This window comes from Streptomyces coryli, assembly GCF_011044975.1.
Classification (GTDB): Bacteria; Actinomycetota; Actinomycetes; order Streptomycetales; family Streptomycetaceae; genus Streptomyces; species Streptomyces coryli.
In genome coordinates this window covers 1-21,818 of the sequence record NZ_JAAKZV010000132.1, presented here as the reverse complement: position 1 = coordinate 21,818, position 21,818 = coordinate 1, and the positions used below count along the sequence as shown (strand labels likewise).

22 protein-coding genes are annotated in these 21,818 nt (G+C 71.0%); 7 read left to right on the top strand and 15 right to left on the bottom strand.

Translation table 11 applies throughout. The features are described from left to right. Window positions 1-236: 236 nt before the first annotated feature. Window positions 237-1,943, bottom strand: coding sequence for an FAD-dependent oxidoreductase (locus tag G5C51_RS25565; protein WP_165240558.1), 1,707 nt, complete (start codon window positions 1,941-1,943; stop codon window positions 237-239). A gap of 218 nt (window positions 1,944-2,161) precedes the next feature. On the opposite strand from G5C51_RS25565, the gene G5C51_RS25560 reads away from it, so the two are divergent. Further along, window positions 2,162-3,424 carry a nucleotide sugar dehydrogenase gene (locus G5C51_RS25560; RefSeq protein ID WP_165240557.1) on the top strand — a complete coding sequence of 421 codons (1,263 nt, stop codon included), beginning with the start codon at window positions 2,162-2,164 and terminating at the stop codon, window positions 3,422-3,424. 157 nt (window positions 3,425-3,581) lie between these two features. Further along, a complete protein-coding gene (locus G5C51_RS25555) occupies window positions 3,582-4,112 on the top strand; it encodes a hypothetical protein (protein ID WP_165240556.1) in 531 nt (176 codons plus the stop codon). A gap of 85 nt (window positions 4,113-4,197) precedes the next feature. Here G5C51_RS25555 and G5C51_RS25550 read toward each other — a convergent pair whose 3' ends face one another. The 4 genes from G5C51_RS25550 to G5C51_RS25535 all read right to left on the bottom strand — a co-directional run bounded on the left by G5C51_RS25550 (window position 4,198) and on the right by G5C51_RS25535 (window position 8,488). Next, on the bottom strand, window positions 4,198-5,313 hold the full coding sequence (locus tag G5C51_RS25550) for a GuaB3 family IMP dehydrogenase-related protein (protein ID WP_165240555.1): 1,116 nt from the start codon (window positions 5,311-5,313) through the stop codon (window positions 4,198-4,200). A 57-nt stretch (window positions 5,314-5,370) separates the two neighbouring features. After that, entirely contained in the window at window positions 5,371-6,879 is a 1,509-nt protein-coding gene (gene guaB, locus G5C51_RS25545) for an IMP dehydrogenase (RefSeq protein ID WP_165240554.1), read from the bottom strand. Window positions 6,880-6,974: 95 nt separating this feature from the next. Continuing rightward, window positions 6,975-7,565, bottom strand: a complete 591-nt coding sequence (shbA, locus tag G5C51_RS25540) for an RNA polymerase sigma factor ShbA (RefSeq protein WP_165240553.1) — start codon at window positions 7,563-7,565, stop codon at window positions 6,975-6,977. 311 nt (window positions 7,566-7,876) lie between these two features. Continuing rightward, window positions 7,877-8,488, bottom strand: a complete 612-nt coding sequence (locus tag G5C51_RS25535) for a response regulator transcription factor (RefSeq protein WP_003948568.1) — start codon at window positions 8,486-8,488, stop codon at window positions 7,877-7,879. A gap of 318 nt (window positions 8,489-8,806) precedes the next feature. On the opposite strand from G5C51_RS25535, the gene G5C51_RS25530 reads away from it, so the two are divergent. Further along, window positions 8,807-9,124 (top strand): WhiB family transcriptional regulator, encoded by a 318-nt coding sequence (locus tag G5C51_RS25530; protein ID WP_165240552.1) that lies wholly within the window; start codon window positions 8,807-8,809, stop codon window positions 9,122-9,124. Between the two features lie 25 nt (window positions 9,125-9,149). On the opposite strand, the gene G5C51_RS25525 is transcribed toward G5C51_RS25530, so the two are convergent. Further along, window positions 9,150-10,055, bottom strand: coding sequence for a LysR family transcriptional regulator (locus tag G5C51_RS25525; protein ID WP_165240551.1), 906 nt, complete (start codon window positions 10,053-10,055; stop codon window positions 9,150-9,152). A gap of 88 nt (window positions 10,056-10,143) precedes the next feature. On the opposite strand from G5C51_RS25525, the gene G5C51_RS25520 reads away from it, so the two are divergent. From G5C51_RS25520 to G5C51_RS25510, 3 genes are all read left to right on the top strand, one after another. Next, window positions 10,144-10,812, top strand: a complete 669-nt coding sequence (locus tag G5C51_RS25520) for an MOSC domain-containing protein (protein ID WP_165240550.1) — start codon at window positions 10,144-10,146, stop codon at window positions 10,810-10,812. Between the two features lie 95 nt (window positions 10,813-10,907). Beyond that, window positions 10,908-12,437 carry a multicopper oxidase family protein gene (locus G5C51_RS25515; protein ID WP_206314312.1) on the top strand — a complete coding sequence of 510 codons (1,530 nt, stop codon included), beginning with the start codon at window positions 10,908-10,910 and terminating at the stop codon, window positions 12,435-12,437. Window positions 12,438-12,448: 11 nt separating this feature from the next. Then, complete coding sequence (locus G5C51_RS25510; protein ID WP_165240549.1) at window positions 12,449-13,222, top strand: SDR family NAD(P)-dependent oxidoreductase; 774 nt, start codon at window positions 12,449-12,451, stop codon at window positions 13,220-13,222. 185 nt (window positions 13,223-13,407) lie between these two features. On the opposite strand, the gene groL is transcribed toward G5C51_RS25510, so the two are convergent. The 4 genes from groL to G5C51_RS25490 form a co-directional block, all read right to left on the bottom strand. Continuing rightward, window positions 13,408-15,033: a chaperonin GroEL gene (groL, locus tag G5C51_RS25505; RefSeq protein WP_165240548.1), complete on the bottom strand. Its 1,626-nt coding sequence runs from the start codon at window positions 15,031-15,033 to the stop codon at window positions 13,408-13,410. Window positions 15,034-15,148: 115 nt separating this feature from the next. Further along, window positions 15,149-15,457, bottom strand: coding sequence for a co-chaperone GroES (gene groES / locus G5C51_RS25500; protein ID WP_165240547.1), 309 nt, complete (start codon window positions 15,455-15,457; stop codon window positions 15,149-15,151). 210 nt (window positions 15,458-15,667) lie between these two features. Continuing rightward, a complete protein-coding gene (locus tag G5C51_RS25495) occupies window positions 15,668-16,546 on the bottom strand; it encodes a polysaccharide deacetylase family protein (RefSeq protein ID WP_165240546.1) in 879 nt (292 codons plus the stop codon). Further along, window positions 16,543-17,538 carry a polysaccharide deacetylase family protein gene (locus G5C51_RS25490; protein WP_165240545.1) on the bottom strand — a complete coding sequence of 332 codons (996 nt, stop codon included), beginning with the start codon at window positions 17,536-17,538 and terminating at the stop codon, window positions 16,543-16,545. Before G5C51_RS25490 ends, G5C51_RS25495 begins: the two co-directional genes overlap by 4 nt. A 60-nt stretch (window positions 17,539-17,598) precedes the next feature. Between G5C51_RS25490 and G5C51_RS25485 the strand changes: the two genes are divergently transcribed. Continuing rightward, the gene (locus tag G5C51_RS25485) at window positions 17,599-18,801 is read left to right on the top strand and encodes a class I SAM-dependent methyltransferase (RefSeq protein WP_165240544.1); all 1,203 of its coding nucleotides are present in this window, start codon (window positions 17,599-17,601) and stop codon (window positions 18,799-18,801) included. On the opposite strand, the gene G5C51_RS25480 is transcribed toward G5C51_RS25485, so the two are convergent. Genes G5C51_RS25480 through tsaB form a run of 5 tightly spaced genes read right to left on the bottom strand, consistent with a single transcriptional unit; the run spans window position 18,788 to window position 21,719 of the window. Beyond that, window positions 18,788-19,150, bottom strand: a complete 363-nt coding sequence (locus tag G5C51_RS25480) for a hypothetical protein (RefSeq protein ID WP_165240543.1) — start codon at window positions 19,148-19,150, stop codon at window positions 18,788-18,790. The two genes, G5C51_RS25485 and G5C51_RS25480, sit on opposite strands and share 14 nt — an antisense overlap. Before the next feature lie 46 nt (window positions 19,151-19,196). Further along, window positions 19,197-19,454: a hypothetical protein gene (locus G5C51_RS25475; RefSeq protein ID WP_165240542.1), complete on the bottom strand. Its 258-nt coding sequence runs from the start codon at window positions 19,452-19,454 to the stop codon at window positions 19,197-19,199. Beyond that, complete coding sequence (gene tsaD, locus G5C51_RS25470) at window positions 19,451-20,545, bottom strand: tRNA (adenosine(37)-N6)-threonylcarbamoyltransferase complex transferase subunit TsaD (RefSeq protein WP_165240541.1); 1,095 nt, start codon at window positions 20,543-20,545, stop codon at window positions 19,451-19,453. Before tsaD ends, G5C51_RS25475 begins: the two co-directional genes overlap by 4 nt. Before the next feature lie 11 nt (window positions 20,546-20,556). Next, complete coding sequence (gene rimI / locus G5C51_RS25465) at window positions 20,557-21,069, bottom strand: ribosomal protein S18-alanine N-acetyltransferase (RefSeq protein WP_165240540.1); 513 nt, start codon at window positions 21,067-21,069, stop codon at window positions 20,557-20,559. Then, entirely contained in the window at window positions 21,066-21,719 is a 654-nt protein-coding gene (gene tsaB, locus G5C51_RS25460) for a tRNA (adenosine(37)-N6)-threonylcarbamoyltransferase complex dimerization subunit type 1 TsaB (RefSeq protein WP_165240539.1), read from the bottom strand. Before tsaB ends, rimI begins: the two co-directional genes overlap by 4 nt. Window positions 21,720-21,818 lie beyond the last annotated feature (99 nt).

Sequence of the window (21,818 nt, the reverse complement as noted above, 5' to 3'; positions counted from 1 at the left end):
GTGTGAGTGGGCGGGGCGCCTGGGTCGATCTATCCCTCCGGTAGGAGGGGTCGTGGCCGACACGATGCTTTCGTTGTGTGAAACGCTCCCAACCGGCACATCGGCGGCGCAACAACGAAAGTATTGTGTCGGACGCGGCCCCGGCCCACCCCGTATCAGCCCATCCGGCGCTTGAGGATTCCGCGCGGAGCGCGGATGCCGCGGCCGCAGGCCCGCGAACCCAACCCGCACCGAACCTAAAGCGGCACGATGTCCGGCGCACCCAACCGCGCCGCGTCCGCCGTCTGATCGTCCGGCTGCTGCTGGGACTCCCGCTCCGCGGCCACCCGGGCCGCATAGTGCTCGACCTCCCGCTCAACCTGGTCCTTGTCCCACCCCAGCACCCCCGCCATCAACTCCGCGCACTCCCGCGCACACCGAGTCCCCCGGTCAAAGGTCTCGATCGAGATCCGCGTCCGCCGCGTCAGTACGTCATCCAGATGCCGCGCGCCCTCATGCGACGCCGCATAGACAACCTCGGCCCGCAGGTAGTCCTCCGCCCCGGTAAGCGGCTCCCCCAGCGACGAGTCACGAGCGATCAGCTCGTAAAGCTCCTGCGCCAACGACCCGAACCGGTTGAGCAGATGCTCGATCCGCACCACATGCAGACCGGTCTCCTGCGCCGTCCGCGCCCGCCCGTTCCACAGCGCCGCGTACCCCTCGGCCCCCAGCAGCCGTACGTCCTCCGTCACGCAGTCCGCCACCCGCTGATCGAGACCGTGCACGGCCGCGTCCACGGCGTCCTTGGCCATCACCCGGTACGTCGTGTACTTGCCGCCCGCCACGACCACCAGGCCCGGCACCGGATGCGCCACCGTGTGCTCGCGTGACAGCTTGCTCGTCGCCTCCGACTCGCCCGCCAGCAGCGGCCGCAGGCCGGCGTAGACGCCCTCCACGTCATCCCTGGTCAGCGGCACCGCGAGCACGGAATTCACGTGCTCGAGCAGATAGTCGATGTCCGCCGAAGAAGCGGCCGGATGCGCCTTGTCCAGATCCCAGTCCGTATCCGTCGTCCCGACAATCCAATGCCGCCCCCACGGAATGACGAAGAGCACCGACTTCTCCGTCCGCAGGATCAGCCCCGTGGACGAGTGGATCCGGTCCCGCGGCACCACCAGATGAATGCCCTTCGACGCCCGTACGTGGAACTGCCCCCGCTCCCCCACCATCGCCTGGGTCTCATCGGTCCACACGCCCGTCGCGTTCACGACCTGCCGCGCCCGTACCTCGAACTCGCCGCCCTGCTCGAGATCGTGCACCCGCACGCCCACGACCCTCTCGCCCTCCCGCAGGAAGCCGACGACCCGGGCGCGGTTCGCGACTTTCGCGCCGTACGATGCCGCCGTTCGGATGAGGGTGGCCACATAGCGCGCGTCGTCCATCTGGGCGTCGTAGTACTGCAGCGCCCCCACCAGCGAGTCCTTCTTCAGGCAGGGTGCCTCCCGCAGGGCGTGCGACTTGCTCAGATGCCGGTGGCCCGGCATCCCGCGGCCGTGGCCCTTCGCCAGCGCCATTACGTCGTACAGCGCGACGCCGGTCCCGGCGTAGACCCGCTCCCAGCCCTTGTGCTGCAGCGGATAGAGGAAGGGCACCGGCTTCACCAGATGCGGCGCGATCTTCTGCGTGAGCAGCCCGCGCTCCTTCAGCGCCTCCCTGACCAGCCCGAAGTCCAGCATCTCCAGATACCGCAGGCCGCCGTGGATCAGCTTGCTGGACCGGCTCGACGTCCCCGACGCATAGTCCCTGGCCTCCACCAGCCCGGTGGCGAGCCCGCGCGTCGCCGCGTCCAGCACCGTGCCGGCGCCGACGACGCCGCCGCCGACCACGAGCACATCCAGTTCGCGCTCCGCCATCTGCGCGAGGGCCGCTCCGCGCTCGTCCGGGCCCAGTTTGACTGTCCTCACCGCTGCCTCCCGCTGAACGGATTCGCGTCCGTTAGTCGATTCTGTCCGCATCCCGGACTTACAGCCACCGTGCGGACGTAACGACACCGGTGCCCCGCGCACCGGACCGCAACACCGCGACCGCCAAGATCACCTCAATACGGAATTCCTGTCATATATGCCCTTAGCCTGACAACTGACCCGCGCGCCCGCGAGCCCAGGAAGGACGGCCCCCGCACATGCCCGCAGACCTCGCCGTCGTCGGCCTCGGCCACCACGGCCTCCCGCTCGCCCAGGCCGCCACCGCCGCCGGCATCACCACGCTCGCCTACGACCCCGACCCGCGCACCGTCGCCGACCTGATGGCCGGCAGACCGCCCGCCGACGGCTCGCTCTCCGCCGCCGAGCTGCGCCGGATGCTCGCCGCCGGCTTCACCGCCACGGCCGACCCGGCGGCGCTCGGCCGGGTCCGTACCGCCGCGCTCTGCGTCCCCACCCCGCTCGGCGAGCACCGCGCGCTCGACCTGAGCGCCCTGGAGTCCGCCGCCCGCACCCTCGCGACCCGGCTGCGCCCGCGCACCACCGTCCTGCTCGAGTCGACGGTCTACCCGGGCACCACCCAGGGCCTGCTGCGCACCCTCCTGGAGGACGGTTCGGGGCTGCGCGCGGGCCAGGACTTCCACCTCGCGTACTCGCCGGGGCGTCTCGACCCGGGCAGCCGCAGCCATGGCTACGGCAACACCCCGAAGGTGATCGGCGGCCTCACCCCGGCCTGCACCGAGGCCGCCGCCGCCTTCTACGGGCGGCTCACCGACCGCGTCGTACGGGCCCGCGGCCCGCGCGAGGCCGAGGCGGTCAAGGTCCTGGAGAACAACTACCGGCACGTCAACATCGCCCTGGTCAACGAGATGTCGTGGTTCTGCCACGACCTCGGCGTCGACCTCTGGGACGTGATCCGCTGCGCCGAGTCCAAGCCCTTCGGCTTCGCCGCCTTCCGCCCGGGACCCGGCGTCGGCGGCCACGGGGTGGCCGTCGACCCGACCTATCTCCCGTACGAAAGCCGCAGCCTCGGCTACCCGCTGCGCATGGTCGAGCTGGCCCAGGAGGTCAACTCCCGGATGCCGCGCTACGTCACCCAGCGCTGCGCGCAACTCCTCAACGAGCACGGCAAGTCGGCCCGCGGCGCCCGCATCCTCCTCCTCGGCGTCACCTACAAGCCCGACCTCGCCGACACCGAGGGCGCCCCGGCCCGGGAGATCGGCTCCCGGCTGCGCGAGCTCGGCGCGGAACTGAGCTTCCACGACCCGTATGTGACCGATTGGCAGATTCAGGGCCGTACGGTCGAGCGCGCCGACTCGCTCTACGAGGCGGTGGCCGGCGCCGACCTGACGGTGCTGCTGCAGCACCACCGGACGTACGACCTGCAAGGTCTCGCGGTGAAGGCGCAATTGATGCTGGACACCCGGGGCGCGGCTCCGGTGGGGGCGGCGCACCGGCTGTAGTTGTCCCAGTAGTGTCACGAGACCCGGGAACTGGTTGTTGGCGCGCACATCACAACTGCTAGCGTGCGCACCTGCTCACGGTTCGCCCTCCTGCTCGATTTCGAGGGGCGAACCACGGCGAACCATCACATCCATACGTCCCCGGGGGATCCAACCCATGAGCCAGCCCTGGCAGCAGCAAGACCCGTCCCAGCAGCAGCCCGGCGCCTTCGGCGCCCCGGCCCCGGCCGGCGGCTTCGCCCCGCAGGTCCCGGAGCGCAGGGGCAACGCCGCGCTCGGCATCATCGTCGCGGTCGTCGCCGCGGCCGTCCTCGGCATCGCGTACGCCTACGTGCTGAAGGCGACGTTCAACGAGGACAAGGGCGAGGTCACGCAGATCGGCTACGTGGCCATCATCGTCGGCGCGCTGATAGGCCTCGCGGCCGGCAAGCTGGCGGGCCGCAACATCGGCGTCTGGGTCGTCGGCGCGGTGCTCGCGCTGGCTGCCGTCTTCCTCGGCGAGCTCTACGGCTACGCGCTCATCATGAACGAGTACGTGCCGGGCGCCCCGGCCACCACGGAGATCTTCTTCGAGCACTTCGGCGATCTCTTCGACGGCTGGAAGGAAGACGCAGACGCCCTGAACTACATCTTCTTCCTCCTGGCCCCGGCCGCCGCGGCCAGCGTCGCGTCCCGTACGGGCCGCTGAGGCAGCCCGCACAGCGCTGAAAAGCCCCCGCCCCGAACGGATTCCGTTCGGGGCGGGGGCTTTTCAGCGGCTTCTCAGCGGCTTTTCAGCGCGACCGCGCCACCGTCACCTCGACCCGCTGGAACTCCTTCAGCTCGGAGTACCCGGTCGTCGCCATCGACCTGCGCAGCGCGCCGAAGAAGTTCATCGAGCCGTCCGGGGTGTGCGCCGGGCCGAGCAGGATCTCCTCGGTCGTCCCCACGGTCCCGAGGTTCATCACCTTGCCGCGCGGCACGTCCTCGTGCACGGCCTCCATGCCCCAGTGGTGCCCGCGCCCCGGTGCGTCCTCGGCGCGCGCCAGCGGCGAGCCCATCATCACGGCGTCCGCCCCGCAGGCCACGGCCTTCGGCAGGTCGCCGGACCAGCCGACGCCGCCGTCGGCGATCACGTGCACGTACCGGCCGCCGGACTCGTCCATGTAGTCCCGCCGCGCCGCCGCCACATCCGCGACCGCGGTGGCCATCGGCACCTGGATGCCGAGCACGTTCCGGGTGGTGTGCGCGGCCCCGCCGCCGAAGCCGACCAGCACGCCGGCCGCGCCGGTACGCATCAGGTGCAGCGCCGCGGTGTAGGTGGCGCAGCCGCCCACGATGACCGGCACGTCCAGCTCGTAGATGAACTGCTTCAGGTTCAGCGGCTCGGCCGCCCCGCTCACGTGCTCCGCGGAGACGGTCGTCCCCCGGATCACGAAGATGTCCACCCCGGCGTCGACGACCGCCTTCGAGAACTGCGCCGTCCGCTGCGGCGACAGCGCCGCCGCGGTGGTGACGCCCGAGTCCCGGACCTCCTTGATCCGCTGGCCGATCAGCTCTTCCTTGATCGGCTCGGCGTAGATCTCCTGCATCCGCCGCGTCGCCGTGTGCTCGTCCAGCTCGGCGATCTCGGCGAGCAGCGGCTCCGGGTCCTCGTACCGCGTCCACAGCCCCTCGAGGTTCAGCACCCCGAGGCCGCCCAGCTCGCCGATCCGGATGGCGGTGTCCGGGGAGACCACGGAGTCCATCGGCGCCGCCAGGAACGGCAGCTCGAACCGGTAGGCATCGATCTGCCAGGCGATCGAGACCTCCTTCGGGTCCCGGGTGCGCCTGCTCGGCACGATGGCGATGTCGTCGAACGCGTACGCCTTCCGCCCGCGCTTGCCCCGCCCGATTTCGATCTCAGTCACGAAGGTGCCTTCCCATACGGTTGCCGCTCCGCTCCAGTATCCCTGGAGTCGAGGCTGTCAGCCGCGCGGGCTGTAGTTAGGGGCCTCGGTGGTCATCTGGATGTCGTGCGGGTGCGACTCCTTCAGCCCCGCCGAGGTGATCCGCACGAACCGGCCGCGGGCCTGCATCTCCGGGATGGTGCGGCCGCCGACGTAGAACATCGACTGGCGCAGACCGCCGACCAGCTGGTGCACGACCGAGGAGAGCGGCCCGCGATACGGGACCTGACCCTCGATGCCCTCGGCGATCAGCTGGTCGTCGCTCTTGACCTCTTCCTGGAAGTAGCGGTCCTTCGAGTACGACTTCGCGCCGCCGCGGGACTGCATCGCGCCGAGCGAGCCCATGCCGCGGTACGACTTGAACTGCTTGCCGTTGATGAACCGCAGCTCGCCCGGCGACTCCTCGCAGCCGGCCAGCAGCGAGCCCAGCATCACGGTGTCGGCGCCGGCCACGATGGCCTTGCCGATGTCGCCGCTGTACTGCAGCCCGCCGTCGCCGATGACCGGCACCCCGGCCTCCTTGGCGGCCATGGCGGCCTCGTAGATCGCGGTGACCTGCGGCACGCCGACGCCGGCGACCACGCGGGTGGTGCAGATGGAGCCCGGGCCGACGCCCACCTTGATGCCGTCCACACCGGCGTCGACCAGCGCCTTCGCGCCGTCGCGGGTGGCGATGTTGCCCGCCACCACGTCCACCGCGTAGTTCGACTTGATCTTCGCGGCCATGTCGCCGACCAGCTTGGAGTGGCCGTGCGCGGTGTCGACGACGATGAAGTCGACGCCCGCTTCGGCCAGCGCGGAGGCCCGCTCGTACGCGTCCCCCGCGACGCCGACGGCCGCGCCGACGACGAGGCGGCCCTCGGCGTCCTTGGCGGCGTTCGGGTACTTCTCGGCCTTCACGAAGTCCTTGACCGTGATCAGACCCTTGAGGACCCCGCCGTCGTCCACCAGCGGCAGCTTCTCGATCTTGTGCTTGCGCAGCAGCTCCATGGCCTCCGCGCCGGTGGTCCCCACCTTGCCGGTGACCAGCGGCATCGGCGTCATGACCTCGTGCACCTGGCGATTGCGGTCCGGCTCGAAGGCCATGTCGCGGTTGGTGACGATGCCGAGCAGCTTGCCGGCGGCGTCGGTGACCGGCACGCCGCTGATCCGGAAGCGCCGGCACAGGTCGTCGGCGTCGCGCAGCGTTTCCTCGGGCCGGATGGTGATCGGGTCGGTCACCATGCCGGACTCGGACCGCTTGACCTGGTCGACCTTGCTGGCCTGGTCCTCGATGGAGAGGTTGCGGTGCAGGACCCCCGCGCCGCCCTGGCGGGCCATCGCGATGGCCATCCGGGATTCGGTGACCTTGTCCATGGCCGCGGACAGCAGCGGGACGTTCAGCTTGACGTTCTTGGATACGTACGAGGAGGTGTCGATGTCCTGCGGGGCCATGTCGGCGGCGCCCGGCAGCAGCAGCACGTCGTCGTAGGTCAGCCCGAGGGTGGCGAATTTGGCGGGAACTCCGTCGACGGTGCTGTCGCTCATGACGTCCTTCCAGTGGGTCTTGCCCGGCGGGGAACGTCCATGGTAACGACCGCTGAAGAGTGCTCGACACAGTCGTAGGTCCCTACAAAGGGCACCTAGCCCGCGGCGGCCCGCCCCGCGGCCAGCTCCCGCAGCCTGCTGAGCGCGCGATGCTGCGCGACCCGTACGGCCCCGGGGGACATCCCCAGCCGCCGCCCCGTCTCCTCGGCCGTCAGGCCGACCGCGACCCGGAGCAGCAGCAGCTCCCGCTGCGCGACCGGCAGCCGGCCGAGCAGCTTCTTGGCCCACTCGGCGTCGCTGGAGAGCAGCGCCCGCTCCTCGGGCCCGAGCGAATCGTCCGGGCGCTCCGGCATCTCGTCCGACGGCACGGCCGTGGAACCCGGTCCCCGCATCGCAGCCCGCTGCAGATCCGCGACCTTGTGCGCGGCGATGGCGAAGACGAAGGCCTCGAAGGGCCGCCCGGTGTCCCGGTAGCGCGGCAGCGCGCAGAGCACCGCGAGGCAGACCTCCTGAGCGAGGTCGTCGGTGAAGTGCCGGGCATCGCCCGGCAGCCGCTGCAGCCGCGTGCGTACGTAGCGCAGCGCGAGTGGGTGGACATGGGCGAGCAGATCATGGGTGGCCTGCTCGTCCCCCTCGGCCGCACGGTGCACGAGGGCACCGATGGACGGGGGTTCGTCGGCGCGCATCTGTCCATGGTGCCTCGCCGCGGATTCATTCGCGGCATCCGGGCTGTCGTTGTAGACCGAAGCGTTATGAGATGGCGCGGCGTTCACCTCAACACCTTCCCGGCTGTTGCCGTCCCCGAGGCCCGTCATCCTTCAAGCATGCGCCATCGCGCGGCGAAGCGGTGTCCCTCGAAAGGCGGCAGTGCTCACCCGGTCGTAAACGGGCCCGGAAAGGCAGGGCCCGCCGCCCCGCCCGCGCAGGCGGGCGGAGGCGTCCTGGTCCCCCGTCGGAAGGGGCCCGGCGCGAGCGGCACATCAGCCAAGCTCGGCCATCAGCGGACCAGGCCCCAGCGGAACCCGAGGGCCACCGCATGCGCCCGGTCGGAGGCGCCGAGCTTCTTGAACAGCCGCCGCGCGTGCGTCTTGACGGTGTCCTCGGAGAGAAAAAGCTCACGTCCGATCTCGGCATTCGACCGGCCGTGGCTCATGCCCTCGAGCACCTGGATCTCCCGCGCGGTGAGCGTGGGCGCGGCACCCATCTCGGCCGAGCGCAGCCGCCGCGGGGCGAGCCGCCACGTCGGGTCGGCGAGCGCCTGGGTGACGGTCGCGCGCAGCTCGGCGCGGGACGCGTCCTTGTGCAGATAGCCGCGGGCACCGGCGGCGACCGCGAGCGCGACACCGTCCAGGTCCTCGGCGACCGTCAGCATGATGATCCGCGCGCCGGGGTCGGCCGAAAGCAGCCGCCGCACCGTCTCCACACCACCCAGACCGGGCATGCGTACGTCCATCAGAATCAGGTCCGAACGGTCGGCACCCCAGCGGCGGAGGACTTCCTCGCCGTTGGCCGCCGTCGTCACGCGCTCGACGCCGGGCACGGTCGCGACCGCGCGGCGGAGCGCCTCTCGGGCAAGCGGGGAGTCGTCGCAGACGAGGACCGATGTCATGGCCGTCCTCCGGAACTGATGCGCGTCACCTTGAGCCTCCAGGGCTGATGCGTTTTGTACGAAGCGTTTCCGCACTCTCAACGACGGTCACTCGAAAGAGTTACGGGCTCCCGACTGGAGATCCCGCCGGTTCCGCACTCTACGTGTTTGCCCGGACACGCCATAGAGCCGAATGCGGCCCTTGAGGCCGCCTTAAGGGTGACCCGTTTGGTCGATTTTCTCCCCTTTCATGCCTGGTCATGACGAATAAGGCGAAGAGTACTATTTACGTATAGTTCGTCAGGCTCCCTCAAAGCTCCACGTACAAGGGGATACGCAATGGCAGATTTCTCCCGGCTTCCGGGCCCCAACGCCGACCTCTGGGACTGGCAGCTCCTCGCCGCATGCCGCGGCGTCGACAGCTCGCTTTTCTTCCACCCGGAAGGCGAGCGGGGCGCCGCTCGGAGCGCGCGGGAGGCATCCGCGAAAGAGGTCTGCATGCGCTGCCCGGTGCGCGCCGAGTGCGCGGCGCACGCGCTGGCGGTGCGGGAGCCGTACGGGGTGTGGGGCGGCCTGACGGAGGACGAGCGCGAGGAGCTCATGGGGCGGGCCAGACATCGCGTCTCGGCACCGCAGCACTCGACCACGGCGAACTGACCGCCTTAGGCCACCTCAGGCCGCCTTAAGCCGCCGCCTCCGCGAGCTTCGCGAGCATCGCGTCCACCGCCGGCACCCCCGCCAGGTCCGGCAGGGTGAGCGCGACGACCTCGCGCTCCACCGCGGGAGCGATCCGCACCACCGCGACCCCCTCAGGCGGCCGCACCGCGGACACCGCCAGCTCCGGCAGCGCCGCCACCCCGAGCCCCGCTCCGACCAGGCCCACCACCGCGGGCAGGTCGTCCGTCGCGAAGTCGATCCGGGGCGCGAAGCCGGCCCGCTCGCAGACCTCGACCAGGTGCGTACGGCAGCGCGGGCAGCCCGCGATCCACGGGTCGTCCGACAGGTCCTCGATCGCGATCTTTCCGGCCGCGGCCGCCGGGTGCCCCTCCGGTACGAGCCCGAGGAGCGGATCGGAGCGCAAGGGGCGCACGACGAGGTCGTCCCACTCCCCCGCGGCGGCGGGATCGCGCGGCGACTCGTACCGGAAGGCCAGCGCGATCTCGCAGTCGCCCTCGCGCAGCATCTCCACCGAGCGCGGCGGCTCGGCGTCCACCAGCTGCACCCGCGTGCCCGGGTGCTCCTCTCGCATCGCCGCCAGCGCGGCCGGCACCAGCATCGAGCTGCCGCTCGGGAAGGAGACGAGGCGCACCCGCCCGGCCCGCAGCCCGGCGATCGCGGCGACCTCCTCCTCGGCGGCGGTGAGCCCGGCGAGGATCCCGGCGGCGTGCCGTACGAGCGCCTCGCCCGCCTGGGTCAGGCGCGTCTCCCGGCCCGTACGGACCAGCAGCGGCGTGCCCGCGGCCTGCTCCAGGGCCTTCATCTGCTGCGAGACGGCCGGCTGGGTGCAGCCCAGCTCGCGGGCGGCGGCGGAGTAGGAACCGGTGGCCGCGACGGCGCGCAGCACGCGGAGGTGGCGGGCTTCGAACATGACTCCACCATAAGCGACGCTTAGGGATATCTCGTCCTTGCCCGTATCCCCTTTGAGGTGCGCTGGAGGGGCGGGTTACCGTGCGGGGATGCAGCTGCTCTCCGTGAATATCGGGTCCCCCAAGCACGTCGACTACACCAGCGCCCCCGCATCCATCACCGGCATCGACAAGCGCCCGGTGACCGGACCGGTCGCGATCGCCTCGCCCGGCCAGGAGCGCAAGGGCGGCAGCGGCGTGGCCGGCGACACCATCGGCGACCAGCGCGTGCACGGTGGCAATGACCAGGCGGTCTACGCGTACGCCCGCGAGGACCTGGACACGTGGAGCCGCGAGCTCGGGCGCGAGCTGCGCGACGGCGCCTTCGGCGAGAACCTCACCACCTCGGGACACGACCTGGGCACCGCCCGGATCGGCGAGCGCTGGCGGGTCGGCGGCGACCGCGGCCCGCTGCTGGAGATCACCGGCGGCCGCATCCCGTGCCGCACCTTCGCCGGGTTCCTCGACGAGCAGGGGTGGGTCAAGCGGTTCACGGAGGCCGCGGTTCCCGGGGTCTATCTGCGGGTGCTGGAGCCCGGCGACGTGGCCGCGGGCGACGCGGTCGAGGTCGTGCGCCGGCCGGACCACGACGTGACCGTCGAGCTGTGGTTCCGCGCCTCGACCACGCAGCGGGAGCTGCTGCCGCGGCTGCTGCCGGCGACGGATGTGCTGCACCACGAGACGACCGACATCCTGCGCAAGGCCGGCCTGCTGGACTGAGGGAGGGACCCGGAGAGGGTCTCAGGGTCGTACCGGGGTCGCTTCCGGGGAACGCCCGATGCCGCCATGCCCCACCTGTCAGCAGACTCTGACACATGACGAAGAAGCGTGGACGGCGCAGGCTCAAGCGGATACTCATCATCCTCGGCGTGGTGATCGCCGTCCTCATCGGCGGCCTCGCCGGCACGGTGGCGTGGCTCTACGCGCGGGCCGAGGTCTCCACCGTCGGCGAGGTGGACTTCGCGCAGCGGCTCTCCGTACCGGCGGAGGCCAAGTCGCGGGTCGCCAAGGACGGCACCCGGGTCTTCGACCTGGACATGCGGGCCGGCGAGACCGAGTTCCGGCCGGGGCAGAAGACCCCGACCTGGGGCTTCAACGGCTCGTATCTCGGCCCGACGCTGCGCGCCGAGCGCGGCGAGAAGGTCCGGGTCAATGTCGACAACGGCCTCGAGGAGGCCTCGACCGTCCACTGGCACGGCATGCACCTCCCGGCCCGCATGGACGGCGGTCCGCACCAGATGGTGGAGCCCGGCGGCTCCTGGTCGCCGCAGTGGAAGATCGACCAGCCGGCGTCCACGCTCTGGTACCACCCGCACCCGCACGGCAAGACCGAGCAGCACGTCCAGAAGGGCCTCGCCGGGATGTTCATCCTGGACGACAAGAAGGCCGCGAAGCTGCCGCTGCCCGACCGGTACGGCGTGAACGACGTCCCGGTGATGGTGCAGGACGTCCGCTTCGACGGCGCGAAGTTCGACCACGGCCACGGCATGATGCAGAACACCGGCTTCCTCGGCGACCGCACCATGGTGAACGGCACCCTGGCCCCGTATCACCAGGTCAAGGACGAGGCGATACGGCTGCGCCTGCTGAACGCCTCCACCGCCCGCGTCTACAACTTCGGCTTCGCGGACGACCGCGACTTCGCGCTGGTCGGCACGGACGGCGGCCTGCTGGAGAAGCCGGCGGAGATGAACCGCCTCAAGCTTTCCCCCGGCGAGCGCGCCGAGGTCGTCGTACGGATGAAGCCGGGCGAGCGGACGGTGCTGCGCTCGTATCCGTACGAGGCCGGCGACTTCTGGAGCAACCGCTTCGGTGGCGCCGACGACTCCTTCGACGTCATGGAGCTGCGGGCGGACAAGCAGCTGCGTCCGGCGCCGGAGCTCCCCGACCGCCTCGCCGACCGCCTCGAGGTGCCCGACGGCAAGGGCGAGATAGCGAGCGAGCGGTCCTTCGATCTGCAGACGAGCGGCATCAACGGCAAGCCGATGAAGATGGACCGCATCGACGCGACCGTCACCCGCGGCAGCACGGAGATCTGGAACGTCCGCAACATCGACGGCACGCAGCACAACTTCCACGTCCACGACGTGCAGTTCCGCATCCTGGAGCTGAACGGCCGGCGGCCGCCCGAGCATCTGCGCGGCCCGAAGGACACCGTCTTCGTGCCGGGCGGCACGACGGTGAAGCTGGCGCTCAGCTTTACCGGCCCGGCCGACCCGGACGTCCCGTACATGTACCACTGCCATCTGCTGGCCCACGAGGACGGCGGAATGATGGGCCAGTTCGTGGTCGTCGAGCCGGGGCAGGGCGCGGGCAAGGTGCCGGGACACCACGACCACCACTAGTTTTGGGCCCCATGACGACTGCACTCATCACAGGATCGACGGCCGGCATCGGCGCCGCCTTCGCACGCCGGCTCGCCGCGGACGGATACGACCTGGTGCTGGTCGCCCGGGACTCCGAGCGCCTGCGCAAGCAGGCCAGAGAGCTCACCGACCGGCACCGGATCGAGGCGGAGGTGCTGTCGGCCGACCTGGCGGAGGACGCGGGCATCGCGTCGGTCGAGGCGCGGCTGGCGTCCACGGACCGGCCGGTGGGCCTGCTGGTCAACAACGCCGGCTTCGGCAACAAGGGCCGCTATCTCGAGGTCCCGATGGCCGACGAGCTGCGGATGCTCAAGGTGCACTGCGAGGCGGTGCTGCGGCTGACCTCGGCGGCGGTGCCGGGAATGCGCGACCGCGGCCGCGGCGGCGTGATCAACGTCGCGTCGGTCGCGGCCTTCGTCCCGCGCGGGACGTACGGCGCGAGCAAGGCCTGGGTCGTCCAGTTCACCCAGGGCATCGCCAAGGACCTGACCGGCACCGGCGTCCGGCCGATGGCGCTGTGCCCCGGCTTCGTACGGACGGAGTTCCACTCCCGGGCCGGGATGGGGACGGACAACATCCCGTCGTGGATGTGGCTCGACGCCGACCGCGTCGTGGACGCGGGCCTCGCCGACCTGGCGAAGGGCAAGACCCTGTCCGTACCGGACCCGCGCTACAAGGCGCTGCTGGGCGCCTCGAAGCTGGTGCCGCGCGGAATGCTCGGCAAGGTCTCGTCGACGACCGGCCGGAAGTACGGGCCGCAGTAGCGCTGCCGCGCGGGCCGTTCCCACCCACCCGCCAGCTTCTGTCTCGCGAGGAGGGGCGGGGGCCGCCCAGGCCAACCCGCACCGAGACCGGCCCTCCGCGCAACGGCCAGGGGCCCGGCGGCGCAGCGACGAAGCTGCACCGCCGGGCCCCTGGTTACGTACGGCGGGAGGCCCTGACCGGAAGGTCAGTGCGCGTGCCCGTGGCCGTGACCGGCGGCGGCCGGCTCCTCCTCCTCGGGCTTCTCCACCACGAGGGACTCGGTGGTGAGGAGCAGGGAGGCGATCGACGCCGCGTTCTCCAGCGCCGAGCGGGTGACCTTGACCGGGTCGAGGACGCCGGCCTTCACCAGGTCGCCGTACTCGCCGGTGGCCGCGTTGTAGCCCTGGCCCTTCTCGAGCTCGGCCACCTTCGAGGTGACGACGTAGCCCTCGACGCCGGCGTTCTCGGCGATCCAGCGCAGCGGCTCGACGACCGCGCGGCGCACGATCGCGACACCGGTCGCCTCGTCGCCCTCGAGGCCCAGCGAGCCCTCCAGCACCTTGCCGGCGTGCACCAGCGCGGAGCCACCACCGGAGACGATGCCCTCCTCGACCGCGGCGCGGGTCGCGGAGATGGCGTCCTCCAGACGGTGCTTGCGCTCCTTCAGCTCGACCTCGGTGGCCGCGCCGACGCGGATGACGCAGACGCCGCCGGCCAGCTTGGCCAGCCGCTCCTGCAGCTTCTCGCGGTCCCAGTCCGAGTCGGTGGACTCGATCTCGGCCTTGATCTGCGCGACCCGGCCCTGCACGTCCTCGGACTTGCCGGCACCGTCGACGATCGTGGTGTCGTCCTTGGTGACGACCACGCGGCGCGCGGTGCCCAGCACCTCGAGCCCGGCCTGGTCGAGCTTGAGGCCGACCTCCTCGGACACGACGGTGGCGCCGGTGAGGGTCGCCATGTCGCCCAGCATCGCCTTGCGGCGGTCGCCGAAGCCCGGGGCCTTGACGGCGACCGAGTTGAAGGTGCCGCGGATCTTGTTCACGACCAGGGTCGAGAGCGCCTCGCCCTCGACGTCCTCGGCGATGATCAGCAGCGGCTTGGAGGCGCCGGCCTGCATGACCTTCTCCAGCAGCGGCAGCAGCTCCTGGATCGAGCCGATCTTGCCCTGGGTGATCAGGATGTACGGGTCCTCGAGCACGGCCTCCATGCGCTCCTGGTCGGAGACCATGTAGGGCGACAGGTAGCCCTTGTCGAAGGCCATGCCCTCGGTGAAGTCGAGCTCCACGCCGAAGGTGTTGGCCTCCTCGACGGTGATCACACCGTCCTTGCCGACCTTGTCCATCGCCTCGGCGATGAGGTCGCCGACCTGCTGGTCCTGCGCGGAGAGCGCGGCCACGGCGGCGATGTCGGACTTCTCGTCGATCGGCCGCGCGGTGGCGAGCAGGTCGTCCGAGATGGCCTTCACGGCGGCGTCGATGCCGCGCTTGAGGGAGGCCGGGGAGGCGCCGGCGGCGACGTTGCGCAGGCCCTCGCGGACCAGCGCCTGCGCCAGCACGGTGGCGGTGGTGGTGCCGTCACCCGCGATGTCGTTGGTCTTGGTCGCCACCTCCTTCACCAGCTGCGCGCCGAGGTTCTCGTACGGGTCGTCGAGCTCGACCTCGCGGGCGATCGTGACACCGTCGTTGGTGATGGTGGGGGCGCCGAACTTCTTGTCGATGACGACGTTGCGGCCCTTGGGACCGATCGTCACCTTGACCGTGTCGGCAAGCTTGTTCACGCCGCGCTCGAGGGCGCGCCGAGCGTCGTCGTCAAACTTCAGGATCTTGGCCATAGGGCTGCAGATGTCCTCTCAAAGTGCCGCGCCCCGGCCCCTGGTCTGGTGGTCAGACACGGGATACCGGGGCGCGAGCGGAAATGCTTTTCGCTAATGGCGAAAGGTGAGGTGCTTACTTCTCGATGATCGCGAGCACGTCGCGAGCCGAGAGGACGAGGTACTCCTCGCCGTTGTACTTCACCTCGGTGCCGCCGTACTTGCTGTAAAGCACGACGTCGCCGACGGATACGTCGAGCGGAAGACGGTTGCCGTCCTCGAACCGGCCCGGGCCCACGGCCAGGACGACGCCCTCCTGGGGCTTCTCCTTGGCGGTGTCCGGAATGACCAGGCCTGAGGCCGTGGTCTGCTCGGCGTCGAGCGGCTGGACCACAATGCGGTCCTCGAGCGGCTTGATGGCAACCTTGGTGCTGGCGGTCGTCACGATCCGACCTCCCCCTTCGGAGATCTCACGGGGTTGAATGTCTGGGGTGGCGACCTGGTAGGCCCGTCGTCGCGGGTGCCGGACCTGCCTCGTCGCTGGTTGGCACTCTCCATTGTCGAGTGCCAGGCCCGAGGTTATGCCGGTCATTAGCACTCGGTCAAGCCGAGTGCCAGAAGGACACCCCTGGGCACCTCCGCGACACCCGTCGTCCTAGGGGACGTAATCCTCCAGCCGCCCGATCGCGTACCCCTGCCGCTGGATGGACCGCAGCATCGTGGCCACCATCTCGGTCATGGTCCGCCCCTTCTGCATCTTCGGCCCGCGGAAATGCGCGAGCACGATGTCGCCGGGCCGCAGCCGCGCCCCCTCCCGGTACTGGAAGTCGTCGATCTTCATGTCCGCCTGCCACATCGCGACGGTCTTCACCCCGCAGGAGCCCGCGGCGCGCAGCGTGGCCGCGTCGTACTTCCCGTACGGCGGCCGGAAGACCGTGCTGCGGGCGCCGAAGCGGCGCTCGATCCGCTCCTGCTGCGCGCAGATCTGGCGGCGCTGCCCGGCGAGGTCGAGCCGGGTCAGGTCGGGGTGGGTGAGGGTGTGCCCGTGCACCGGGTTGCCGAGCCGCTGCAGCCGCTTGAAGTAGCCGTAGTTGTTCCCGGCGTCCTCCTCGGTGAGAAACATGCTGAACGGCAGCCCGAGCTCCCGCGCCATCCGTACGAACTCCGGATCCTTCTCGACCCCGTCGTCGAAGGTCAGAAAGACGGTCTTGTCCTTGACGGGCACCCGGCTCACGACAGCAGGAAGCTCACCCTCCTGCTGCACCGGCTTCCGCGCCGGCCGCCCGGCCGGCACCGACACCGGATAAGCCAGCCCCCACTTCAGATACGCCCCGGGCACCGCTCCGCCGGGCGGCGCGGCATCATCCCCGGGCGCCACCGACTCCCGACCGTGCCGCTCGGGCAACGCCCGCGGCGTCCCGTACACCGGCTCCCCCCGCCGCGAGTGGAACCACTCATCCGTGGACCGGGGCTCCTGCGCACACGAGGTGAGCAGGAGCCCCGCCAAGGCCCAGGTGACCGTCCGCCACCTCACACGTAATCCTCCAGCCGAGCGATGGCGTACCCCTCCCGGTCCGCCTTCTTGAGCACCTGCCGGATCACGTCCGGCATCGTGCCGTCCCACTCATCACTCCCACGGAAATGCGTCAGGACAATGTCTCCGGGGTGAAATCGGCGGTCTGCCCTTCGGTAGTCCCACTTGGTCGGGAAGACCTCCTGCTGCCACAGCGGTACGGCCCGCACGCCGCAGCGCTTCGCGGCCAGCAGTGAGTCGCCGTTGTAGTCGCCGTAGGGCGGGCGGAAGAGCGGCGGGCGCTTGCCGAACGCCTTCTTGAGGTTGTCCTGCTGGCCGCAGATCTCCTTGTACTGCTGCGCGTAAGTCATCTTGCGCAGCTCGGGGTGGGTGAGGGTGTGGTTGTGCATGGGGACGCCGGCCTTGTGCATGCGGCGGAAGTACGCGTAGCCGTCCTCGCCCGCCTCGCGGTCGGTGAGGAAGGCGCTGTACGGGATGTTCAACTCCTTCATCATCCGGATCAGCCGGGGGTCCTTGTTCGAGCCGTCGTCCATGGTCAGGAAGATGACCTTGTCCTTGGTCGGGACCCTGGTGATCACCGGCGGCAGCCCCGGCCCGCCGCTCTTGGTCTCCCAGCCCTTCTCGGTCTTCAGCTCCGGCTTCTTCGCCGGCGGCGCCGGCGGGAGCAGCGGGGCGCGCTTCAGGCCCCACTTCTGCGCGGCCACCACCCGCCCGGCCTGCAGCTGCCCCTGCTGGTACGCGGCCAGCGCCACCGCCTGCGCGTTCGCCGAGCGAAAGGCCCCGATGGCGGTGCGCGCCTCGGGGTTACGGGCATCCACCGCGCCCGGCTTGGCGTCTTCGTCGTGGGTGGTCAGCGGGCCGGTCTCGGAGTCGGTGGCGCAGGCGGCTCCGGCGACGGCGAGGACCAGCAGGATGGCCGCGCCCCGGGTCGCGCGGATCCAGTCTCGGGACGAATTAGACCTATCTTCCTTTTGTCGTACAAATTGCTCCATGGGGCCGGATCCTGCCATCACGCAAGCGCGACACCCGGGCGACAACGCCGCTGCCCGCGAATGATCCACCGCTTGGCGGACAATGGACCCGTGCCCGACTCCCTCGCCGCCCTCCGCACCCCCGAGGGCCAGGCCCTCCTCGACGAACTCCGCGACCACGACCCGGCCCAGGAGCTCGCCCTGGCGACCCGGCTCCGCCGCGACCACCCGGCCGAGCTGGTGTCGGCGGCGCTCGGGCAGGCGCGGCTGCGGCAGCGGGCGGCGGCGAAGTTCGGGGCGGACGCGGCGCGGATGTACTTCACGGCGAACGGCGTCGAGCAGGCGACCCGTACCGCGGTCGCCGACCGGCGGGCGGAGCGCTTCGCGGCGCTCGGTGTCGACCGGCTGGCGGACCTGTGCTGCGGCATCGGCGGCGACGCGATCGCGCTGGCGCGGGCCGGCATCCGGGTGCTGGCGGTGGACCGGGACCCGCTGACGGCGGCGGTGGCGCGGGCGAACGCGGCGGAGCTGGGGCTCGACGACCTGATCGAGGTGGTGTGCGCGGACGTGGGGGACGTGGACATCTCCGACTACGACGCCGTCTTCGTCGACCCCGCCCGGCGCGGCGGCCGCGGCCGGATCTTCGACCCCGAGGCGTATTCGCCGCCGCTGTCGTGGGCGATCGAGGTGGCCGGGCGGGTCTCGCACGCGGCGCTGAAGGTCGCGCCCGGCATTCCGCACGAGGCGATCCCGGAGGCCGCGGAGGCGGAGTGGATCTCGGACGGCGGGGATGTGAAGGAGGCGGTGCTGTGGTTCGGCACCGAGCCGGGCGCGCGGCGGGCGACGCTGCTGCCGGGCGGGGCGTCACTGGCCGGCGCCGGCCTCCCGGACCCGCCGGCCGGGCCCGTCGCCCGCTATCTCTACGAGCCCGACGGCGCCGTCATCCGCGCCCACCTGGTCGCGGACGTGGCCGAGCAGGTCGGCGGCCGGCTGATCGACGAGACCATCGCGTACGTCACCTCCGACACCCTCGCGGAGACGCCCTACGCCACCGCGTACGAGATCACCGACACCCTCCCTTTCAACGTGAAGAAGCTCAAAGCACTCCTGCGCGAGCGCGAAGTCGGCGTGCTGACGGTGAAGAAGCGCGGCTCGGCGGTCGAGCCGGAGGAGCTGCGGCGCAAGGTGAAGCCGAGCGGGCCGAATGCGGCGACGGTGTTCATGACGCGGGTGGGCGGGGCGCCGTATCTGCTGATCGGCGGGCCGGTCGCTACAGGTCGGTGAGCGGTTCCGCGTAGATCTGGGAGAGCGGCTGCGGGCCGACGTACTGCTGGCAGTGGCACTGCTCGCGGCCGTATTCGACGGGCTTGTGGTCGGAGTCCCAGGCCGTGGCCACCTCGATGAGCTCGTGGCACTTGCCTTGTTTGTCGTGCTTTGCGAGGTGGTGGCCGCAGCCGCAGATGGGCTCGGGCGGCTTCTGCGCTTCCTCGAGGGCCAGTTGCTTGCTCTGCTGGGCCTCTATTCGCTCCAGCCTGCGCTCATGTCTGGTCTTCAGGGCCGCTCGACTGACCTCGGCGAGCTTCGCGAAGCCGCCGAGCCAGAAGAAGATGAGTATCCACCAGAACCATTCCATGTCCGGGGCCTCCCCTCGCGCTATTGGCAAGGATAAGCCCGATACGTCAGCTCTCGGTGGGCTCGAAGCGCCACCTGTGTACGGGGCGGGCGATCAGGTCGGCCGCCGGCTCCGCGAGTTCGGGAATGCCCTGGTCGTCGTACGGGGCGTCCCACCAGGTGATGACGAGGACACGCTCGCCGGGCGCGGTGAAGGTTTCCCGGCGCAGCGGGGCCGGGGACAGCGCCTGATCCCGCGCCCAGTCGAGGAGTTCACCGCCCCGCCCGGGCGCCGCCTTGGCCTCCCACATCAACGTCACGCTCATGAGTACAGATTGTCCTGGCTCAGCTCGTGCACATGGTCGTGGTGGTGATGCCCCGGCACATGCGTCTCCGTCACGGGCAACGAGGAGTCCGCCGACAGGTCCCACGAGGACGGGCCACGGCCGCGCGCGACCATCTCGGCGCCGAGCGCCGCGACCATCGCGCCGTTGTCGGTGCACAACTTCGGGCGGGGCACCCGCAGTTCGATACCCGCGTCCTCGCAGCGCCGCTCGGCCATCGCGCGCAGCCGCGAATTGGCCGCCACGCCGCCGCCGATCATCAGGTGGTCGACGCCTTCCGCCTTGCAGGCCTTGACGGCCTTCATCGTCAGCACGTCCGCGACCGCCTCCTGGAAGGACGCCGCGACATCGGCCACCGGGACGTTCTCCCCGGCCGCCCGCTTGGCCTCGACCCACCGCGCCACCGACGTCTTCAGCCCGGAGAAGGAGAAGTCGAAGGGCGCGTCGCGCGGGCCCGTAAGACCGCGTGGGAAGCGGATCGCGGACGGGTCGCCCTCGCGGGCCGCCTTGTCGATGAAGGGCCCGCCGGGGAAGCCGAGTCCCAACACCCGCGCGATCTTGTCGAAGGCCTCGCCCGCCGCGTCGTCGATGGTCGCGCCCAGCGGCCGCACGTCGCTCGTGATGTCCGGCGACAGCAGCAGCGACGAGTGCCCGCCGGACACCAGCAGCGCCATCGTCGGCTCCGGCATGGCGCCGAACTCCAGCTGGGAGACGCAGATATGGGACGCCAGATGGTTCACGCCGTACATCGGCTTGCCGAGCGCGTACGCGTACGCCTTCGCCGCCGAGACGCCGACCAGCAGCGCGCCGGCGAGGCCCGGCCCCGCCGTCACCGCGATGCCGTCGAGGTCGCTCGCCGCGACGCCCGCGTCCTTCAGCGCCCGGTCGATGGTCGGCACCATCGCCTCCAGGTGCGCCCGCGAAGCCACCTCGGGGACGACGCCGCCGAAGCGGGCGTGCTCGTCCACGCTGGAGGCGACCGCGTCGGCGAGGAGGGTGTGCCCGCGGACGATGCCGACGCCGGTCTCGTCGCAGGAGGTCTCGATCCCGAGGACCAAGGGTTCGTCAGCCATGGGGTATTCGTTCAGTCCTTCTCGGTCTTCTCGGTACGGCGCATGACGAAGGCGTCCACGTTGCCGGGCTGGTAGTAGCCGCGGCGCACGCCGATCGTCGTGAAGCCGTAGCGCTCGTAGAACCGCTGGGCGCGGTGATTGTCGACGCGTACGTCCAGGAGCACCTCGGCGCAGCCCGCCGCGGCGGCCGCGGCCAGCAGGTCCTCCAGCAGCGCGGGGCCGACGCCCGTACCCAGGCGGTCCGCGGCCGCCGCGATGGTGAGGATGTCGGCGGTGTCCGGGTTCCAGCCGAGGCCCGCGTAGCCGACGATACGGGTACCCCCGTCCGGCTCCGGCTCCTCCGCGACCACGTAGCGGCGGTCGGCGGCCGGGCCGCGGGTGTGGGCGAGGTCGGACCAGAACATCGCCGGGGACCAGGCGTCCTCGGGGAAGGCCTTGCGCTCCAGGTCGAGCACGGGCTCGATGTCCCACCACCGCATTTCGCGCAGCGTGACAGGGGGCGCACCGGTCACAGCAGGTGTCATTGCGGGGTGACCCGCTTGTAGTTCTGCGGGACCTGGGCGTCCGGGCGGCGCAGGTAGAGCGGCCGGGGGGCGGGCAGCTCCTCGCCCGCGGCGATCATCTCCGCGGCGAGGGAGGCCAGCGCGGCGGCGCTCTGGTGGGCCGGGGGGCGGGCGTCGGGGAAGACGTCCGGGTACAGCTCGGCGCCGGCGCCCACGGCCGGGAGGTCCGCGACCTCGTCGGCGATGTCGGCGGGGCGGTCGACGGCCGGTTCGCCGCTGCGGGTACGGGCGTCGTCGTAACGCGCCCAGTAGACCTCCTTGCGGCGGGCGTCGGTGGCGACGACGAACGGCTCGCTCAGCCCGGAGGCGTAGGCGAGGCCGTCGAGCGTGCACAGGCCGTGCACCCGCGCGCCGGTGGCGGCGCTGAACGAGGCGGCGGTGACGAGGCCGACGCGCAGCCCCGTATACGGGCCGGGGCCCATGCCCGCGACGATGTCGGTCACCTGCCCCAGCTTCCGGCCGGCCTCCGCGAGGACGCGGTCGACGGCAGGGAGCAGCAGCTCGCCGTGCCGGCGGGCGTCGACTTGGTGCGACGTGGCGATGACGGACTCACCGTCGTGCAGAGCGACGGTGGTGGCGGGCGTGGCGGTGTCCAGGGCAAGCAGCAACACACGATCAGCCTAGCGGCTGCGCCGGGGGGCGCGGTGGCAGCCGGAGCTGGAGTGCGGGGTGGGGCCGGTGCGGTGCGGGGTGCGGTGCCGGGTCCGGGT

Excerpts from the sequence above, each read along its gene's own strand:
- G5C51_RS25515 (WP_206314312.1), top strand. The coding sequence starts at position 10,908 with ATGACGAAGAAGCGTGGACGGCGCAGGCTCAAGCGGATACTCATCATC.
- G5C51_RS25555 (WP_165240556.1), top strand. The coding sequence starts at position 3,582 with ATGAGCCAGCCCTGGCAGCAGCAAGACCCGTCCCAGCAGCAGCCCGGC.
- rimI (WP_165240540.1), bottom strand. The coding sequence starts at position 21,069 with ATGACACCTGCTGTGACCGGTGCGCCCCCTGTCACGCTGCGCGAAATG.
- G5C51_RS25485 (WP_165240544.1), top strand. The coding sequence starts at position 17,599 with ATGATCCACCGCTTGGCGGACAATGGACCCGTGCCCGACTCCCTCGCC.
- G5C51_RS25480 (WP_165240543.1), bottom strand. The coding sequence starts at position 19,150 with ATGGAATGGTTCTGGTGGATACTCATCTTCTTCTGGCTCGGCGGCTTC.
- G5C51_RS25535 (WP_003948568.1), bottom strand. The coding sequence starts at position 8,488 with ATGACATCGGTCCTCGTCTGCGACGACTCCCCGCTTGCCCGAGAGGCG.
- G5C51_RS25510 (WP_165240549.1), top strand. The coding sequence starts at position 12,449 with ATGACGACTGCACTCATCACAGGATCGACGGCCGGCATCGGCGCCGCC.
- G5C51_RS25560 (WP_165240557.1), top strand. The coding sequence starts at position 2,162 with ATGCCCGCAGACCTCGCCGTCGTCGGCCTCGGCCACCACGGCCTCCCG.
- groL (WP_165240548.1), bottom strand. The coding sequence starts at position 15,033 with ATGGCCAAGATCCTGAAGTTTGACGACGACGCTCGGCGCGCCCTCGAG.
- guaB (WP_165240554.1), bottom strand. The coding sequence starts at position 6,879 with ATGAGCGACAGCACCGTCGACGGAGTTCCCGCCAAATTCGCCACCCTC.
- G5C51_RS25525 (WP_165240551.1), bottom strand. The coding sequence starts at position 10,055 with ATGTTCGAAGCCCGCCACCTCCGCGTGCTGCGCGCCGTCGCGGCCACC.
- G5C51_RS25530 (WP_165240552.1), top strand. The coding sequence starts at position 8,807 with ATGGCAGATTTCTCCCGGCTTCCGGGCCCCAACGCCGACCTCTGGGAC.
- G5C51_RS25520 (WP_165240550.1), top strand. The coding sequence starts at position 10,144 with ATGCAGCTGCTCTCCGTGAATATCGGGTCCCCCAAGCACGTCGACTAC.
- tsaD (WP_165240541.1), bottom strand. The coding sequence starts at position 20,545 with ATGGCTGACGAACCCTTGGTCCTCGGGATCGAGACCTCCTGCGACGAG.
- shbA (WP_165240553.1), bottom strand. The coding sequence starts at position 7,565 with ATGCGCGCCGACGAACCCCCGTCCATCGGTGCCCTCGTGCACCGTGCG.
- G5C51_RS25475 (WP_165240542.1), bottom strand. The coding sequence starts at position 19,454 with ATGAGCGTGACGTTGATGTGGGAGGCCAAGGCGGCGCCCGGGCGGGGC.
- G5C51_RS25490 (WP_165240545.1), bottom strand. The coding sequence starts at position 17,538 with ATGGAGCAATTTGTACGACAAAAGGAAGATAGGTCTAATTCGTCCCGA.